Origin of the sequence: Streptomyces sp. NPDC093544 (assembly GCF_040683495.1) — a bacterium.
Taxonomy (GTDB): domain Bacteria; phylum Actinomycetota; class Actinomycetes; order Streptomycetales; family Streptomycetaceae; genus Streptomyces.
The window spans coordinates 78,076-93,134 of record NZ_JBFBEA010000032.1 but is presented as its reverse complement, the minus strand read 5'-3'; the positions used below and the strand labels follow the sequence as shown (position 1 = coordinate 93,134).

Annotated in this window: 16 protein-coding genes and 2 pseudogenes; 8 read left to right on the top strand and 10 right to left on the bottom strand. The window is 68.9% G+C overall.

Annotated elements, in window-relative coordinates; genetic code table 11:
- Positions 1 to 78 precede the first annotated feature (78 nt).
- The 3 genes from AB0N66_RS36265 to AB0N66_RS36255 are packed head-to-tail and all read right to left on the bottom strand — an operon-like array spanning position 79 to position 1,362.
- Entirely contained in the window at positions 79 to 477 is a 399-nt protein-coding gene (locus AB0N66_RS36265) for a hypothetical protein (protein WP_365443131.1), read from the bottom strand.
- The gene (locus tag AB0N66_RS36260; RefSeq protein WP_365443129.1) at positions 471 to 899 is read right to left on the bottom strand and encodes an ATP-binding protein; all 429 of its coding nucleotides are present in this window, start codon (positions 897 to 899) and stop codon (positions 471 to 473) included. The genes AB0N66_RS36265 and AB0N66_RS36260 overlap by 7 nt, the downstream gene beginning before the upstream one ends.
- A gap of 46 nt (positions 900 to 945) precedes the next feature.
- On the bottom strand, positions 946 to 1,362 hold the full coding sequence (locus AB0N66_RS36255; protein ID WP_365443139.1) for an NUDIX domain-containing protein: 417 nt from the start codon (positions 1,360 to 1,362) through the stop codon (positions 946 to 948).
- 107 nt (positions 1,363 to 1,469) lie between these two features.
- On the opposite strand from AB0N66_RS36255, the gene AB0N66_RS36250 reads away from it, so the two are divergent.
- Positions 1,470 to 2,258: a GntR family transcriptional regulator gene (locus AB0N66_RS36250; RefSeq protein ID WP_365443127.1), complete on the top strand. Its 789-nt coding sequence runs from the start codon at positions 1,470 to 1,472 to the stop codon at positions 2,256 to 2,258.
- 25 nt (positions 2,259 to 2,283) lie between these two features.
- On the opposite strand, the gene AB0N66_RS36245 is transcribed toward AB0N66_RS36250, so the two are convergent.
- On the bottom strand, positions 2,284 to 2,745 hold the full coding sequence (locus tag AB0N66_RS36245; RefSeq protein WP_365443125.1) for a hypothetical protein: 462 nt from the start codon (positions 2,743 to 2,745) through the stop codon (positions 2,284 to 2,286).
- A gap of 104 nt (positions 2,746 to 2,849) precedes the next feature.
- On the opposite strand from AB0N66_RS36245, the pseudogene AB0N66_RS36240 reads away from it, so the two are divergent.
- From AB0N66_RS36240 to AB0N66_RS36230, 3 genes and pseudogenes are all read left to right on the top strand, one after another.
- Positions 2,850 to 3,074 (top strand): annotated as a pseudogene (locus AB0N66_RS36240) (hypothetical protein); the annotation flags it as partial.
- Positions 3,070 to 3,207: pseudogene (locus tag AB0N66_RS36235) on the top strand (site-specific integrase); the annotation flags it as partial. The pseudogenes AB0N66_RS36240 and AB0N66_RS36235, both read left to right, overlap by 5 nt.
- An 82-nt stretch (positions 3,208 to 3,289) precedes the next feature.
- Entirely contained in the window at positions 3,290 to 3,784 is a 495-nt protein-coding gene (locus AB0N66_RS36230) for a DUF5959 family protein (protein ID WP_365443123.1), read from the top strand.
- Positions 3,785 to 3,884: 100 nt separating this feature from the next.
- On the opposite strand, the gene AB0N66_RS36225 is transcribed toward AB0N66_RS36230, so the two are convergent.
- Positions 3,885 to 4,646 carry a phosphoglyceromutase gene (locus AB0N66_RS36225; protein WP_365443121.1) on the bottom strand — a complete coding sequence of 254 codons (762 nt, stop codon included), beginning with the start codon at positions 4,644 to 4,646 and terminating at the stop codon, positions 3,885 to 3,887.
- Between the two features lie 196 nt (positions 4,647 to 4,842).
- On the opposite strand from AB0N66_RS36225, the gene AB0N66_RS36220 reads away from it, so the two are divergent.
- The 3 genes from AB0N66_RS36220 (at position 4,843) to AB0N66_RS36210 (ending at position 7,965) form a co-directional block, all read left to right on the top strand.
- Complete coding sequence (locus tag AB0N66_RS36220; protein WP_365443119.1) at positions 4,843 to 6,108, top strand: MFS transporter; 1,266 nt, start codon at positions 4,843 to 4,845, stop codon at positions 6,106 to 6,108.
- 91 nt (positions 6,109 to 6,199) lie between these two features.
- Entirely contained in the window at positions 6,200 to 6,691 is a 492-nt protein-coding gene (locus AB0N66_RS36215) for a hypothetical protein (RefSeq protein ID WP_365443117.1), read from the top strand.
- A 320-nt stretch (positions 6,692 to 7,011) separates the two neighbouring features.
- On the top strand, positions 7,012 to 7,965 hold the full coding sequence (locus AB0N66_RS36210; RefSeq protein ID WP_365443115.1) for an N-acetylmuramoyl-L-alanine amidase: 954 nt from the start codon (positions 7,012 to 7,014) through the stop codon (positions 7,963 to 7,965).
- 136 nt (positions 7,966 to 8,101) lie between these two features.
- Here AB0N66_RS36210 and AB0N66_RS36205 read toward each other — a convergent pair whose 3' ends face one another.
- Together AB0N66_RS36205 and AB0N66_RS36200 are read right to left on the bottom strand one after the other, a co-directional pair.
- Positions 8,102 to 9,583: a hypothetical protein gene (locus AB0N66_RS36205; protein ID WP_365443113.1), complete on the bottom strand. Its 1,482-nt coding sequence runs from the start codon at positions 9,581 to 9,583 to the stop codon at positions 8,102 to 8,104.
- Positions 9,584 to 9,835: 252 nt separating this feature from the next.
- Positions 9,836 to 10,279, bottom strand: a complete 444-nt coding sequence (locus AB0N66_RS36200) for a DUF2000 domain-containing protein (RefSeq protein WP_365443111.1) — start codon at positions 10,277 to 10,279, stop codon at positions 9,836 to 9,838.
- Positions 10,280 to 10,328: 49 nt separating this feature from the next.
- Between AB0N66_RS36200 and AB0N66_RS36195 the strand changes: the two genes are divergently transcribed.
- Positions 10,329 to 11,165 (top strand): AraC family transcriptional regulator, encoded by an 837-nt coding sequence (locus AB0N66_RS36195; protein ID WP_365443109.1) that lies wholly within the window; start codon positions 10,329 to 10,331, stop codon positions 11,163 to 11,165.
- Here the strand turns inward: AB0N66_RS36195 and AB0N66_RS36190 are convergent.
- The 3 genes from AB0N66_RS36190 to mshA all read right to left on the bottom strand — a co-directional run bounded on the left by AB0N66_RS36190 (position 11,162) and on the right by mshA (position 14,895).
- The gene (locus AB0N66_RS36190) at positions 11,162 to 12,871 is read right to left on the bottom strand and encodes a glycosyl hydrolase family 28-related protein (protein WP_365443107.1); all 1,710 of its coding nucleotides are present in this window, start codon (positions 12,869 to 12,871) and stop codon (positions 11,162 to 11,164) included. The genes AB0N66_RS36195 and AB0N66_RS36190 overlap by 4 nt on opposite strands.
- A 193-nt stretch (positions 12,872 to 13,064) precedes the next feature.
- The gene (locus AB0N66_RS36185) at positions 13,065 to 13,565 is read right to left on the bottom strand and encodes a YbjN domain-containing protein (protein WP_365443105.1); all 501 of its coding nucleotides are present in this window, start codon (positions 13,563 to 13,565) and stop codon (positions 13,065 to 13,067) included.
- The gene (mshA, locus tag AB0N66_RS36180) at positions 13,558 to 14,895 is read right to left on the bottom strand and encodes a D-inositol-3-phosphate glycosyltransferase (RefSeq protein WP_365443103.1); all 1,338 of its coding nucleotides are present in this window, start codon (positions 14,893 to 14,895) and stop codon (positions 13,558 to 13,560) included. Before mshA ends, AB0N66_RS36185 begins: the two co-directional genes overlap by 8 nt.
- Positions 14,896 to 15,059 lie beyond the last annotated feature (164 nt).

The window sequence follows — 15,059 nt, the reverse complement described above, 5'->3', positions numbered from 1 at the left end:
AGGCGAACAAACCCTACGAAGTGTCCGATGTTGTCTAGGCCCACCGTCAAGCATCACCTGGGACCAGAACGTCAGCCATCACCTGGGACTAGACACGGACGCGTGGGGCTTGAAGTCGTATGCGCACGCTGGGAGTTCGGCACCCTGTCGGTGTGTGAGCGGCAGGAAGATCACCGGTCGGATTGTCCATGTGATGCGGGTAGTCCCGTGGGTGACCGCGACCGTGCAGGGTTCGCCACGCAGGAGCGCGTGCCGTGTGGCGATGCGGCCCTGATAGAGCCAGACCCACGCTTCGTCGGAAGCCTCGGGGTCGAGCGCCGGTGAGATCGTCCGCAGTGCGACGGCAACCCATCTGTCCGCCTGGGGAGGCGAGTACGCGTCGAAGGACGCCCGCAGTGCCGGCCGCTCGTCCTGTTCCGTGAGGTCCTGGGTCCAACATTCGCACCAGAAGCCCGGCCGGGTGCCGTTGGTCAGCATGGGTGCCCTCCCGGGTACGTGTCCGTGAAGAGCTCCGCGGTGACCGTGTGGCCGCCGTCGCTGTCGTGGACCACAACCCGGTGAGCGATCGCGCTGACCATGCCCAGCCCCCGGCCGTGCTCCGCCTCCTGGTCCCGGTGCTCGACCTTCGGAGCCGTACCGGCTCCCCCGGCATCCGTCACCGACAGAGCGACCACCTGCGAGGACACCGCGAGCGCCAGATGGAAGCTGCCGGACTCCCGGCCGCTGGCCGTATGCAGGATCGCGTTCGCGCTCAGCTCGCTCACGATCAACTCGGCGTCCTCGGCCAGGGGTGAGCCTCTGAGGATGTCCCGCGTCCAGCGGCGGGCCCTGCTCACCTCTTCCGGGAAACCTGGGCAAGTGAGCCCCCAGACCCGCGCAGTGCTCGTATACTCGTGCATACAAGTTCCTTTATGCTGGTAGGCCGCCATGTGCAGCGGGTTCGGGCTAGACGAGTTTCACGCCGTCGTGGGCGCGGATGGCCGGCGGGGATGCCCCGTCGAGGGAGTCGAGTGCGTCCAGGACGCGGATCGCGTACGCCTCGACGGCGAGTTCGGTGACTTCTTCGCGGGTGGCCCAGCACAGTGCCCGGGTCTCGTCGCCAGTCGTCGGCGAGCCATCGGCGGCCTCGCAGCGGAACACCAGGGAGACGATCAGGCCCGTCATGTTCTTGTAGACGCCGGTGAGGGTCGCCGGAAGCGCGATCTTGATCCCGGTTTCTTCGAGGACTTCGCGCTGGAGGGCTTCGGGAAGGGTTTCTTCCCGCTCAACGATGCCGCCCGGGGGTTCCCACTTGCCGTTGTCGCGTCGCTTGATCAAGAGGGCACGGCCCTGGTCGTCGATGATGACTCCGGCAACGCTCACGGAGTGCGGACGGTCAGTGCTCACGTTCCTCGGCCCTCTCGGATGGCTAGGCTCTCCACCGTAGCAACAACACTCGCCCACTCGTCTAGATACCTAAAGGAGTAAACGTGACCTCACTCCCGACCAGCCAGCTCGGCGACCTGGACCCCACGAGCGATCGTGCGGTGTTCCGGCAGATCGCCGACCAACTGCGCGAGGCCATCGACCGTGGGCGATTCACAGAGGGCGAAAAGCTGCCCTCGGAAGCCGAGCTCGTCGACCACTACGGGGTTTCCCGTATGACGGTCCGAAACTCCTTCTCCATCCTCCAGGGCGAGGGCCTGGTGCACGCGGAGCACGGGAAGGGCGTATTCGTGCGACCGCGACCACCCGTCCGCCGGCTGGCCTCCGACCGGTTCGCCCGGCGCCACCGCGAGCAGGGGAAGTCCGCGTTCATCGTCGAGGCCGACGCCGCGGGCAGTCACCCCCAGGTCGACAGCCTTGAGGTAAAGGAAGAGAAGGCCAGCCAGGACATCTCCACCCGGCTCGGGTCCGTACGACGCGTACTCGCACGTCGGCGCCGGTACCTGCTCGACGGCCGTCCGGTCGAGTTCGCCGCCTCGTACCTCCCGCTCGACATCGCGCGGGGCACTCAGATCGCCGAGCCCAATCCCGGACCTGGCGGCATCTATGCCCGCCTTGAGGAACTGGGCCACCGCCTCGACCACTTCGAGGAGGAGGTCAGGGCCCGGATGCCCTCGCCTTCCGAGGTGAAGACCCTCCGACTGGCTGCCGGTGTGCCGGTCATCCACCTGATCCGAACCGCGTACGACGCCGAAGGGCGGGCTGTAGAGGTCTGCGACACGATCATGGCGGCGGACGCGTACGTGCTGTCGTACCAGCTTCCGGCGACGTGATCGTGTGGCCAGTAGCGGGCAGACGTCAGGCAGTTGGCTCGTCCATGCCCATGGCGGCGGGCGGCTCGAACATCGAGCTGATGTTGTTCCACATGAAGTCTTCTCGCCAGTCCGATGTGTCGGCCGCCCAGCCGAGCAGCGCTCGGAGCACCTTCTCCTGGGAGACGGTCTGCGTCTGGTAGTGCTCCGCGGCGGCGCCGTCCCGGTACTCCAGTTGGTACGTGTTGTTCTCGCGCAACAGGACCTGGATGTACCAGTCACCTGCGAGTTCGTCGTCTTGCCGCTCGATGACCATGTGCTCGTTGTCGCGTCCCAGGTTGGCGAGCATGATGCCCATGGCGGGCTTCGAAGGGCGCTTCACCGTGTGGCCCCGGGCGTTCGTGGCGATCAGCATGACCAGATCCTGGCGCACAGGTCTGACAGCCCCGTTCAGCGGGGAGCGGTGCGGCCGGCCGGCCTTCTCCAACTCGTACGCCCCAACAGGCATACTCGTATAGACGAGTGGGCAAGTTGTGTGGCAGGGTGGTAGTCGTTCCCGGAGATCGGGTTCGAAGACCGCAACTCATATAGACGAGTAGATAGGAAGAAATCTTGCGCACCCTCCGTGTGGAGACCGCCGCCGCGACGATCCTGCTGACCGAAGCTCCCGAGCCCAAGGTCCGCGACCGTCAGACCGGCGAAATCGCCAAGGACGCCGTCAGCGGCGAGACACTGATGACGCTCGGCGTCGTCTACATCGAGGAGGGGGAGTCGGCGCTCATCAACGTCACGGTTCCGGAGAGCGGTGTCTTCGACGGGCTCGCGCTCGGGGCTCCTGGACGCCGGAGGGAACATCAAGGCCCTCGCCGAGTACCTCGGTCACTCGGTCCCGGGTCTCACGCTGCGGGTGTACGCCCACCTCATGCCCTCCAGCCGGGAACGGACAAGCAAAGCCGTGGCAGGCGTCTACATCCGACAGCTGAACCCCCGGGCCGTGACATCCACGGGCAGTCCGGCAAGATGCTCGGGCCTTGTCATTGGGGAGGGAATCCATGGACTCGACGGACGACGTCATCAACTTGATCTGCCTGGCCGACCGGCCGGGAACCAGTGGGCACGGCGTCGCCGTGCGAGTGCTGGGGCGCTCTCAGCCCGGCATCCTGTTCGGCCATGACTTCCTCGATTGCGAGATCGTCTTCGTGGCGGAGTCCCTCAGCACCACCTATTCAATAACCCTCCTCCCTGAGGACCTGGAGGACTGGGAAGACGCCCTGGCGACCTTGGAGTCGCAGCGATTCGCCACATGGCTCACCTCCGGACGGACTCCGTCGTTGGAGTTCAAGCCCGACGGCCACGAGCGAATGTCAGTTTCCGTGCACGACGGACCTGCCTCAGGGGTCACCGTGACCCTCCCGTTGTTCGTGCTGCCGACGGGGTGGGTCGGCGAGCAGCGGGCCCTACTCACCCGCGTACGTGATGTCTATCCCCGCGAGGTCGTCGAGACGTCACCCGGCGCCTACGTATGGCGGCGCAACAGAAAGGCCTGACGGCCCGGTCGAGCAGCTCACGGCCCAGAGACGGCCCCAGCACAGCAACAAGCCCCCTACCAGCGGAGAACCCGCAGGTAGAAGGCTTGATCGCGTCCGGTTACTTCTTCTTGCCCTGGTTCTTGACCGCCTCGATCGCGGCCGCTGCGGCGTCCGGGTCGAGGTAGGTGCCGCCGGGGTTGAGGGGCTTGAAGGCGGCGTCCAGTTCGTAGGAGAGGGGGATGCCCGTTGGGATGTTCAGGCCTGCGATGTCGGCGTCGGAGATGCCGTCAAGGTGCTTGACGAGGGCGCGGAGGGAGTTGCCGTGGGCCGCGACCAGGACCGTACGGCCGGTGAGGAGGTCGGGGACGATGCCGTCGTACCAGTACGGGAGCATGCGGAGGACGACGTCCTTCAGGCACTCCGTGCGGGGGCGGAGCTCCGGCGGGATCGACGCGTAGCGCGGGTCGTCCGACTGGGAGAACTCCGTGCCGTCCTCAAGGGCGGGCGGCGGCGTGTCGTACGAGCGGCGCCACAGCATGAACTGCTCCTCGCCGAACTCGGCGAGGGTCTGCGCCTTGTCCTTGCCCTGGAGGGCGCCGTAGTGGCGCTCGTTCAGGCGCCAGGAACGGTGGACCGGGATCCAGTGACGGTCCGCGGACTCCAGCGAGAGCTGGGCGGTGCGGATCGCGCGCTTCTGGAGCGAGGTGTGGACCACGTCGGGCAGCAGGCCGGCGTCCTTGAGCAGCTCACCGCCGCGTACTGCCTCCTTCTCGCCCTTCTCATTGAGGTTGACGTCCACCCAGCCGGTGAACAGGTTCTTCGCGTTCCATTCGCTCTCGCCGTGGCGGAGGAGGATCAGCTTGTACGGTGCGTCGGCCATGGCTCCGAGCGTAATCCAACCCGTGCGGCCGCGAGGCCCCGGGCCGCAGAGCGGACAGCAGGCGGACAGCGGGGCAGACGGCGGAGTAGGCAGCAGAGCGGACAGTTGACGGCATCTGTTAATTGAGTGGCTATGCGCGGGCGGTCATTCGTAAGTTGCGCTTACTGCCCGAGCCGCTTACATCCGTGGGGTCCCCATGTCATTCGCCGTCATGAGACGCGCCGTCCGCGAGAGCGTCTCCGGACTCCCCCGCGAGTTCTGGTGGCTCTGGACCAGCACCCTCGTCAACCGACTTGGGGCCTTCGTCGCTACTTTCATGGCCCTGTACCTGACCCTCGACCGCGGCTACTCCGCCTCGTACGCCGGTCTCGTCGCCTCTCTGCACGGCCTCGGCGGTGTCGCCTCCTCGCTCGGCGCGGGCGTGATGACCGACCGGCTCGGGCGACGGCCCACCCTGCTGATCGCGCAGGTGTCCACGGCGGGCTCCGTCGCGCTGCTCGGGTTCATGCACGACCCGGTCGCCATCGCGGGCGTCGCCTTTCTGGTGGGCGCCACGTCGAACGCCTCGCGGCCCGCCGTGCAGTCGATGATCGCCGACATCGTGCGGCCCGAGGACCGCGTACGGGCCTTCTCGGTCAACTACTGGGCCATCAACCTCGGCTTCGCCGTCTCCTCCGTGGCCGCCGGTTTCATCGCCGAGTTCAGCTACCTCGCGGGCTTCCTCATCGAGGCCGGAATGACCCTCGCCTGCGCGTTCGTCGTCTTCGCGAAGGTCCCGGAGTCACGGCCTGTCCAGGTCGCCAAGGAGACTGAGTACGGGGATGGTGTCGGGCTCGGGACCGTGCTGCGCGATCGGCGTTTCATGAGCGTCGTCGGCCTGTCCTTCCTCGTCGCCGTCGTCTTCCAGCAGGGGTCCGTCGGACTCCCGGTCGCGATGGGCGAGGCCGGCTTCACCCCGACCGACTACGGCGTGGCGATCGCCGTCAACGGCGTGCTCATCGTCGTTCTGCAGATCCCGGTCACCCGTTTCATCGAACACCGGGATCCGAAGCGGCTGCTGGTCATCTCGTCGGTCCTCGCGGGGTACGGCTTCGGACTCACCGTCTTCGCCGGGTCGATCGGCGTCTTCGCGCTCACCGTGTGCGTGTGGACCCTGGCGGAGATCGTCAACGCGCCCACCCAGACGGGGCTCGTCGTCCGGCTCTCCCCGGTACACGGCCGCGGCCGCTATCAGGGCATGTACACCCTGTCCTGGGCGCTCGCCTCGCTCGTCGCACCACTGACGTCCGGCCTCGTCATCGACCGGTTCGGCGCGGAGTGGCTGTGGGGGCTGTGCGCGGTGGTCGGGACGGTGGCCGGGGTCGGGTACGCAGTGCTGATGCGACAGCTTCCGGCGCAGGACTCGTGGGTGACGGCCACTGCGACGCCCGTCACCGCGAAGGCGGAGGCCGGTACGGCTTGAGCCACGCACACCTCCACCTGAGTCCCCCACCCCTAGCCGTATGAGTACGCATGCTCATGTCCCCCCGACCCCCCGCCGCCAGGCTGAACGCATGATGAATCGGGGAACGCTTCTGACCGCCGCCGCTGTCCTGGTCGCGGGGGTGCCGGTCGCCGCATGGGGGCTGATGGGCCAGCAGAACTCCGCGGAGCTGCCGGCGTCGCAACTCGACTACGCCTTCCAGCCGTTGGGGATCCCGGAAGGGCTGGACACCGTGCTCGGCGTGACCGCCCTGCTGGTGGCGGGAGTTGGCGCGACGCTGCTCGTACGTGCCTCGCGGAGCGGTGGGCTGGACAAGCACTGGTGGGGGGTTCTGGCTCCGCTGATCATGGCCGGGCTGCTGGTCGGAATGGGCTGGCGGGTGATGACGGCCGGTGTGATCGGCGCCAACATCGGAGCCGGTCTCGTCGTCTTCTTCGGCGGCCCGGTGGTGGCAGGACTGCTGCTGTGGGCGCTGGGCCGCGGGGTGTGGCTGGCGACTCACCGCCCGGGCGGCGAGAACAGGGGTGGCCAGTGGTCCGGTTTCGCCCCACGGGGCGCATAGGTTCCGCGATGCTGAGCGGGACGCGGGACCGCCCGAGTCCCAGGCACCCGCTTCTCAACTCCCCTCCTGGGATTACGACTTACCGACCCGGGACGAGGCCCGCACCCGTATGACCGCACCGCCCACGGCCCGCACCGCCGGTATGACCGCACCGCCGCCCACTGCCCGTACCTCCCGTACAACCGCCCGCCGACCACGCCGCCCGTACAGCCGCACCACCTGCTGACCGCACCGCCCACGGCCCCCACCGCCGCCCGCTGACCGCACCCTCTGCCGACCGCACCGCCCGCCGACCACGCCGATCTGAAAGGAACACAGCCATGGCCACACCTCTGACCGCTGCTGAAACCCTCTCCGCGTTGAAAGCCGAAGGCCTTGCCTTCCACGAGCACACAGGCTGGAAGACCCACAACCGCGACTCGGCGACGGGTAAGACGTTCGGACCCGTGATCGGTGTGCTCATCCACCACACCGCGGGGCACAACGACAAGGAACTCTGCTACAAGGGCAGGTCCGACCTCCCCGGCCCGCTCTGCCACGCCTGGCTCGGCAAGACCGACGGGCTGTGGCTGATCGGCCACGGCCGTACCAACCACGCCGGGTCCGTAGATCTCGACGTACTCAACGCGCTGCGCGAGGAAGCCCCGCTCCCGAAGGACAACCAGGCGAACGCCGACGGCAACGACGTCCTGTACGGCCTGGAGATCGAGAACCTCGGCAACGGCAAGGACCCCTACCCGGACGCGCAGTACCGCAAGGCCGTGCTGTGGGCCGCGGCTCTGTGCCGGGCGCACGGCTGGTCCGAGAAGTCGATCGCCGGGCACAAGGAGGTCCAGCCCGGCAAGATCGACCCCAGCTTCGACATGGACGACTTCCGGACCGATGTGAAGAAGCAGCTCGCGGACACGCCCATCAAGAACACCCCGGCCAAGCCGGGCACCCCCAAACCCACCAAGCCCAGCACCGGTTCCGCGTCCAAGCCCCGCGTCGATCTGTCCCGCCTCGTCGACGCCGCGAAGAAGGACCCCGCCGCCAAGCAGGGCCACGTCAGCTACATGGCGGGCACGAACCTCGCCGAGGCCGCCCTGGTCAAGCTCGGCTATCTCGCCAAGACCTACGCGGGCGACGGCTCCTTCGGCTCGAAGACCATCGCCGCGTACGCCAAGTGGCAGCGCCACCTCGGCTACACCGGCGACGACGCCAACGGCATCCCCGGCAAGATCTCCCTCACCAAGCTCGGCTCCCAGACCGGGCTGTTCAACGTCGTCGCGTGAGGCGGGACGAGTACCTCCCCGAGAAGGGGTACCTCTCCGGTGCGTAATGGCTTCATGCCCACGCACCGGGGTCCGTTGCGTTGAACCCGGCTCCCGACCGCCTCACCGTCGACGGCCGGACAACGGCTGGTGGCGGCTAGACAGTCACCCGAGCACTCGTCAGCGCGCCCCCGAAGAGGCCGTCTGTATAGCGGACGGCCACCCCCGCGGCCTTGCCGCACAGGGTCGCCGAGCCGCCGACCACCGGGCCGGAGGCCGAGCCGCGGGCGATCCACAGGCAACCGTCGGTGTCCTCGCCGGGGGTGCCGACGACGGTCTCGGCCCGGCCGTCCTTGTTGAGGTCGGCGAGATGGACCGCGGCACCGAACTCGTCGCTCGCCTCGGCGGTACCCGGCACACCCGTCGAGTTCTGGGTGTACCCGACCACCTTTTTCGTGGTCAGACCGGTGGCGGAGCCGCGCAGCACGACAGCCATACCGGCCATCTCGCGGGTACCGACCGCCTCTCCGGGAGCGCCGACGGCGACGTCGGCGTATCCGTCGGCGTTGACATCTCCAACGCTCAGAGCCTTGCCGAACTGGTCGGCGTTCTCCCCGCCGCCCGGGACACCCGCGGTGTCCTGGTGGAAGACCTTGGGACGCTGCTCGGCGCCGATGCCCTGCGCGCTGCCGTAGAGGACCTGGATCTCGCCGCCGCGGTGCGCGCCGTCGGTCGTACCGCTGAGGTAGTCGTCGTCCGCGATCCCGGTGACCAGGTCGCCGTAGCCATCGCCGTTGATGTCGCCGATCTGCCCGGTGTGGCCGTCGGCGTAGGGGAGTTCGGTGGGCCAGGTGCTCAGGTAGTCGTCGCCGGGAGCCCCGTGGTCCACGTACACCGAGCCGCGGATGTCGTCGTCCGAGGGGCCGGGCAGCCAGAACCGTTCCGCCTTGCCGTCACCGTTGACGTCGCCCATCACGACGCCCCGGGCGCCGACGCGCCATTCCTGGTACTGGGACGCGGCCTTACCGGTCCGCGCGAACGGACCCTTGTACGACGAGGAATCGCAGCGGGAACCGATGCCGACCTCCGCCGCGCCGTCACCTGTCATGTCGCCCACGGCCAGGGCCATGCCGAAGCTGCAGTACGTACGGCCTTCCCCGAAGCCGGCGGGCGGGGCGATGTTCGCACCGCCCTTCAGCCCGCTCTTCCCGCCCCACACGACCGTCACGGTGCCCCGGTTGTCGAGGCCTCCGACGTCCTCGCCCTCGGCGCCGACCAGCAGGTCCGCGTACCCGTCCCGGTCCAGGTCGGCACTGGCCACAGCTCCGCCGAAACCGTCCCACTCCTCAGGGCCGCCCGGGATTCCGCTGCTCGCCTGGGTGATCACGGTGCGCCTGGCGGTGCTCACCGACGACTTGGAGCCGTACAGGACGACGACCGCCCCGGCTTCCTGCACGGTGCCGTGGGCGGCTCCGGGCGCGCCGACGGCCAGGTCACGGTAGCCGTCACCGTTGAAGTCGTCCTGGACGGCCGCCGTGTTGGCACCACGGTAGGGCGCGGCGGCGGACGACGACGTGGGGGCGAGCGGAACGGCGGCGACCGCGGTGAGCACGGCGGCCACCGTGACTGCTCTGCGCAACGGAACTCCTCGGCGGGAACGGGGTGACAGCAAACAACGACGACTGAGACGGGTGCATGCCAATACGTATGCGAATGTGCATGGGTATGCGAATACGCCCCCCTCGCCACACTGGACACACAACCAGGTCAGAAGGTTGTACGCGGAACCGTTCCCGGAGCCCAGGAGGCCACCTTGAGCCCGGGAGGCCACCACGGAGCCCGGGAGGCCGCCCCAGAACCCCCGGAGCCCGCCTCGGGAAAGTCGCCCGCCTCACGGATGCATCCGCGCCCCCTTCAGCACCTTGTCCACCGCGTTCCGCGGCCCGTAGACCGCGAGCCCCACGAGGTCCAGCTCGCCGGTCGGCACGGCCCGTACGGCCGCGCGGTTGTCCCGGTCGTTGCCGGTGGCGAACAGGTCCGAGGTGAAGGCGGCTCGCGGCAGCACCCGCGCGAGCGCCCGGCCGTGCGCGCCGGTCAGGGTCTCCTTCGAGCCCTCGAAGATCAGTACGGGCTGGCGGAACATCGGCAGATACGAGACGTCGTCCGCGTCGGCGTACGGCTCGCCGATCACCTCGGGAACCGCCGCCCCCAGGCCACTGACCAGAAAAGCGGTCACATTAAGTCGTTGCCAGGGCTCCAGGTCGTCCCGCAGCAGGACGGCGATCTTGGTGTCGAAGCGGATGGGTTCAAGGGGTTCAAGGGTCGAGGCGTTCATGCGTCGAGACTGCCGACCGCCGTACGACCTCGTCTTGTACGTTCTTTGCATGGCCCCGCAGCACCGCGCCCTACGATCCCCGCGTCCCCAGCGGGAGATCTCCGCGTGGCGCCCGCGCGTCCCGGGCGTCGTGGAGGTCTTCCACGCCCACTACACCGAGTACGCGTACCCGATGCACGTACACGAGGCGTGGACGCTGCTGATCGTCGACGACGGCGCCGTACGGTACGACCTTGCCCGGCACGAGCACGGCACCCCGCACGACACGGTGTCGCTGCTCCCGCCGTACGTCCCGCACAACGGTTCCCCGGTCACCGAGCACGGCTTCCGCAAGCGCGTCCTGTATCTCGACCTGAGCCGGCTCGACGAGAGCTTCATCGGGCCCGCGGTGGACGCGCCGGACCTGGTGGATCCCGTACTGCGACGGCGTGTCGGACAGTTGCACAGCGCACTCGCGCATCCCGGGGACGAGCTGGAGGCCGAGAGCAGGCTGACGCTGGTGGGGGAACGGCTGCGCGGGCATCTGCGGCCCCGGCTGCCCGAAGAGCCCTCGCGCCCCGACCGCACCCTCGCCCACCGGCTGCGCGAACTCCTCGACGCACGGCTCGTCGAAGGCGTCGCCCTGGAGGAGGCCGCCCGGCTACTCCAGGCCCATCCCGCCCATCTGGTACGGGCGTTCAGCGCGGCGTTCGGGATCGCCCCGCACCAGTACCTGATGTCCCGGCGCGTCGAACGCGCCCGCCGCCTGCTGCTCGACGGACGGCCGCCGGGCGAGGTGGCACCGGCGACCGGCTTCTTCGACCAGTCCCATCTCACCCGGCACTTCAGGAAACTGGTGGGGGTGCCGCCGGGGCGGTACGCACGGGCGGGGCTCCGGGCGGCCTAGAGGTCCCGCTGAGCCTCGTACAGGTTCCTTGGGCGTACGACGTCCGTCGTGCCGTACAGCTCCACGCGCGCGTGGAGGTCGCCGGTGAAGTCGGGTACGTCGATCTGGCCGAACTCCGTCACCTCGTTGATGCCGACCGTGGCGCTGTAGGGGGCGAGGCCGTCGATCTTCATCAGGCCGGCGCGGGAGTTGGTGACGCGGACGTTCCAGTGGGTGAAGCGGGCGCCGAAGAGGGGGCCCGCCGAGTAGTCGCCGCCGTGCTGGCCGGTGTTGTCGATCGTGATGTCGGTGCGGACGTTGGCGAAGGGCAGGCCTCGGTGGGAGTCGAAGGTGCCCATTTTCATGTCGCCGCGGGACCAGACGTTGTAGGAGGAGAGGCCTTCCACGTTGATGCCGTGGAGTTGCGTTCCGGCGGGCGCCGGGACCGTGCGCTGCTCGACCGTGAAGTCCTCGATGAGGTTGTCGTGCGAGCCCTCGCGGCAGAAGTACGGGTGGTGCGCGCCGCGGCCCGCCACGCGCGTGCCGCGCAGGGTGCAGGCGGAGGCGGCGACCAGGCCGAAGCCGTTGTCCACATGGCGTACGACCACGTCGTCGGCCCAGCAGTCGTACGCGCACTGGAAGGTGACGCCGTTGTAGCCCTTGTCGAGGAGGTGGAGGCTCTGCGGGGTTTCCACCGCCTCCAGGGTGAGGCCCTCGACGCCGGAGCCCGTCAGCGGCTCGACGAGCGTGGTGAGCCGCGGGTCCCATTCCGAACGGATGTCCAGCGGAAGTGGCCTCTCCAGGGTGACCTTTTTGCCCTGCACGCGCGTGATGCGTACGGGCCACTCGTACGGGACGTAGCTCGTCAGCTTCGTCTTGTCGTCCCAGACGTACGCCTCGGTGCCCGGGCCGCCGCCCGACATGTGCTCCAGGAGGGTGTGGTCGGCGTCGTCGGCGAGACGGAGGAGGACGAGCTGGCCGGGCTTCAGCTTCCCGGCGTCCGCGACGCGCACCGACCGGGCGCCCTGGCGTGCCGGTGCGAGCGTCGTCAGCGTCTCCCATTCGTCGCGCTTGTTGCCGGTCCAGCCCTCGAAGGGCCACGCCTTCGCCTTGATGGCGGTCGTCAGCGTCGTGAAACGGTCCGTCGGGCAGAGCCAGACCAGGCCGCCCGCCCAGGACCAGGACGACTTGTCGCCGCCGTAACGGGAGCCGTAGACGCCGATCAGCTCGGTGAGGTTCTTGGCCGCGTACAGCTTCGTCACGTCGCTGCCGGCGCCGCGCAGGACGACGTTCGAGTAGCCGATACGGATCAGGTCGTCGATGCGGAAGGTGCCGGGCGGGATGAGAACCGTGCCACCGCCGGCCCTGCCGGCAGCAGCGACGGCACGGTTGATCGCGGGGGCGGAGTCGGTGACGCCGTCCGCCACGGCTCCGTAGTCGCGTACGTCGGCCACCACGCGGCGGCGGGGGAAGCGCGCCGTCCCGGCGCGGTAGCCGGCCAGGCCGATGTACGGAATCTGCGGGTGGGTGAAGGGGGTGCGGGTGAACTCGCGCCAGAGGGCGGGGACTTGGCCCGGACTGCCCGACCCGGACTGCGGGGCGGCCGTCGTCGGTTTGCCTGATCGCGAGGCGGCCGTCGCCGTTCCACCGGTCACCGCGACAGTCGCCACGGCTATGGCGCTGCCGAGCAGGCCGCGCCTGCTGATACCCACGTATCCGTTGCCCATGATGCCCCGCCCGCCTTTCGCTGACTTCCACCGACGTCCACCGACGTCCACCGACTCTCAGCCGGCTCTCAGTCGACCCTTAGCAATATTCACGGATATGAACTGTGTTCATATCCGCGTCGGCGGTGAGCATGCCACGGAGATCCCGGGCAGGGAAGGGGGTGTGCATGGACTGATTAGTGACCGAGTCGGGTCACTTGGCGGGACGCTGGGTCAGGTGGGTGAACGCGTCCAGGTTGCGTGTCGATTCGCCGCGGGACACCCGCCAGGCGTACTCCTTGCGGATCGCGGAGGCGAAACCGAGCTCAAGGAGAGTGTTGAAGGAGCCGTCGGCGGCCTCCAGGACCGAGCCGAGGAGACGGTCGATCTCGTCCGGCGTGACCGCGGCCAGCGGCAGTTTCCCGGCCACATAGATGTCGCCGAGGGAGTCGACCGCGTAACTCACCCCGTACAGCTTGAGGTTGCGCTCCAGGAGCCAGCGGTGCACGGCGGGTTCGTTCTCGTCGGGGTGGCGGATCACGAAGGCGTTGAGGGACAGCGAGTGCCTGCCGGCGATCAGTGAGACGGTCGTCGACAGCTTCCGGGTGCCGGGGAGCTTCACCACGTAGTTGCCGGGCTCAGGGCTTTCCCAGTCGAGTTCGGCGTCCTTGAGGACCCCCTCGATGACCTGTGCCGCCTGCCGTACGTCAGCCATGGTGGGAGCGTACGCGACGCCTGTGTTCCTGCATCGCGGCTGTGTACACGTCCGCCGTGGCCGCGGCCGAGGCGTCCCAGCCGAAGCCCTGTGCATGCCGGGCGGCGGCGGCGCCCAGCCGGGCGGACAGCTCCTGGTCGTCCGCGAAATCGCGCAGCACGCGCGCGTAGGCGGCGGGATCGTGGCCCTTCACCAGGAAGCCGGTCTCCTGGTCGCGGACGGCGACGGGCAGGCCGCCGACCGCGGCCGCGAGCACCGGCGTACCGGTCGCCTGCGCCTCGATGGCCACCAGTCCGAACGACTCGCTGTACGAGGGCATGACCAGCACCGACGCGGCACGGAACCAGTCCGCGAGCTGCTCCTGACCGACGGGCGGCCGGAAACACACGACGTCGGCGACGCCGAGCCGCGCGGCGAGCTTCTGTAGCCCCTCGGGCTTGGCGAGGCCACTGCCGCTGGGGCCGCCCACTACAGGGACGACGATTTTCGAGCGCAGATCGGGGCGCTCCTCCAGCAGGACGGCGACCGCGCGCAGCAGCACGTCGGGGGCCTTCAGGGGCTGTATGCGGCCCGCGAAGAGGGGGATCAGGGCGTCCTGCGGGAGTCCGAGGCGGGCGCGGGCGGCGGCGCGGCCGTCGGCGGGGCGGAAGCGGTCGAGGTTGACGCCCGGGTGGACGACGGCGACCTTGTCACGCTCGGCCTCGTAGTGGCGTACGAGTTCGTCGGCCTCTTCAGCGGTGTTGGCGATGAGCCGGTCAGCGGCGCGCACGATCTGGGTCTCGCCGATGACGCGTGCGGCGGGCTCGGGGCTGTCGTCCTCGGCGAGCGCGGCGTTCTTGACCTTGGCCATGGTGTGCATCGCGTGCACCAGGGGGACGCCCCAGCGTTCGGCGGCGAGCCAGCCGACTTGGCCGGAGAGCCAGTAGTGGGAGTGCACGAGGTCGTAGTAGCCGGGCCGGTGGCCCGCCCAGGCCTGCATGACGCCGTGCGTGAAGGCGCACAGCTGGGCCGGGAGGTCTTCCTTGGCGAGGCCTTCATAGGGGCCCGCGTCGACGTGGCGGACGAGGACGCCGGGGGCGAGCTCGACGGTCGGAGGGAGGGCGCCCGTGGTGGCGCGCGTGAAGATCTCGACCTCGATGTTGATCGCGGCCAGCCGCTGGGCGAGCTCCACGATGTACACGTTCATGCCGCCCGCGTCGCCCGTGCCGGGCTGGTGCAGGGGTGAGGTGTGTACGGAGAGCATCGCGACGCGGCGGGGCCTGCGGTGCAGTCTGAGCCGCCCGGACGCCGCCGGGGAGAGACGCCCGAGCCTGCTGATGTACTGGCTCACGGGGCGTTCCTCCTCGCTGCGGGCATGCCTGCCGGAGGATGTGGGACACCCTCCAGAGAGGGAGAACGCCGGAGCAGTCCGCTCCATTTCCGCTTTGCCGAATCATTACCGGTGATCGCTCAACCGTTCGAGGATCCTTTGCGTACCGTGGGCGCGCCGGGAGG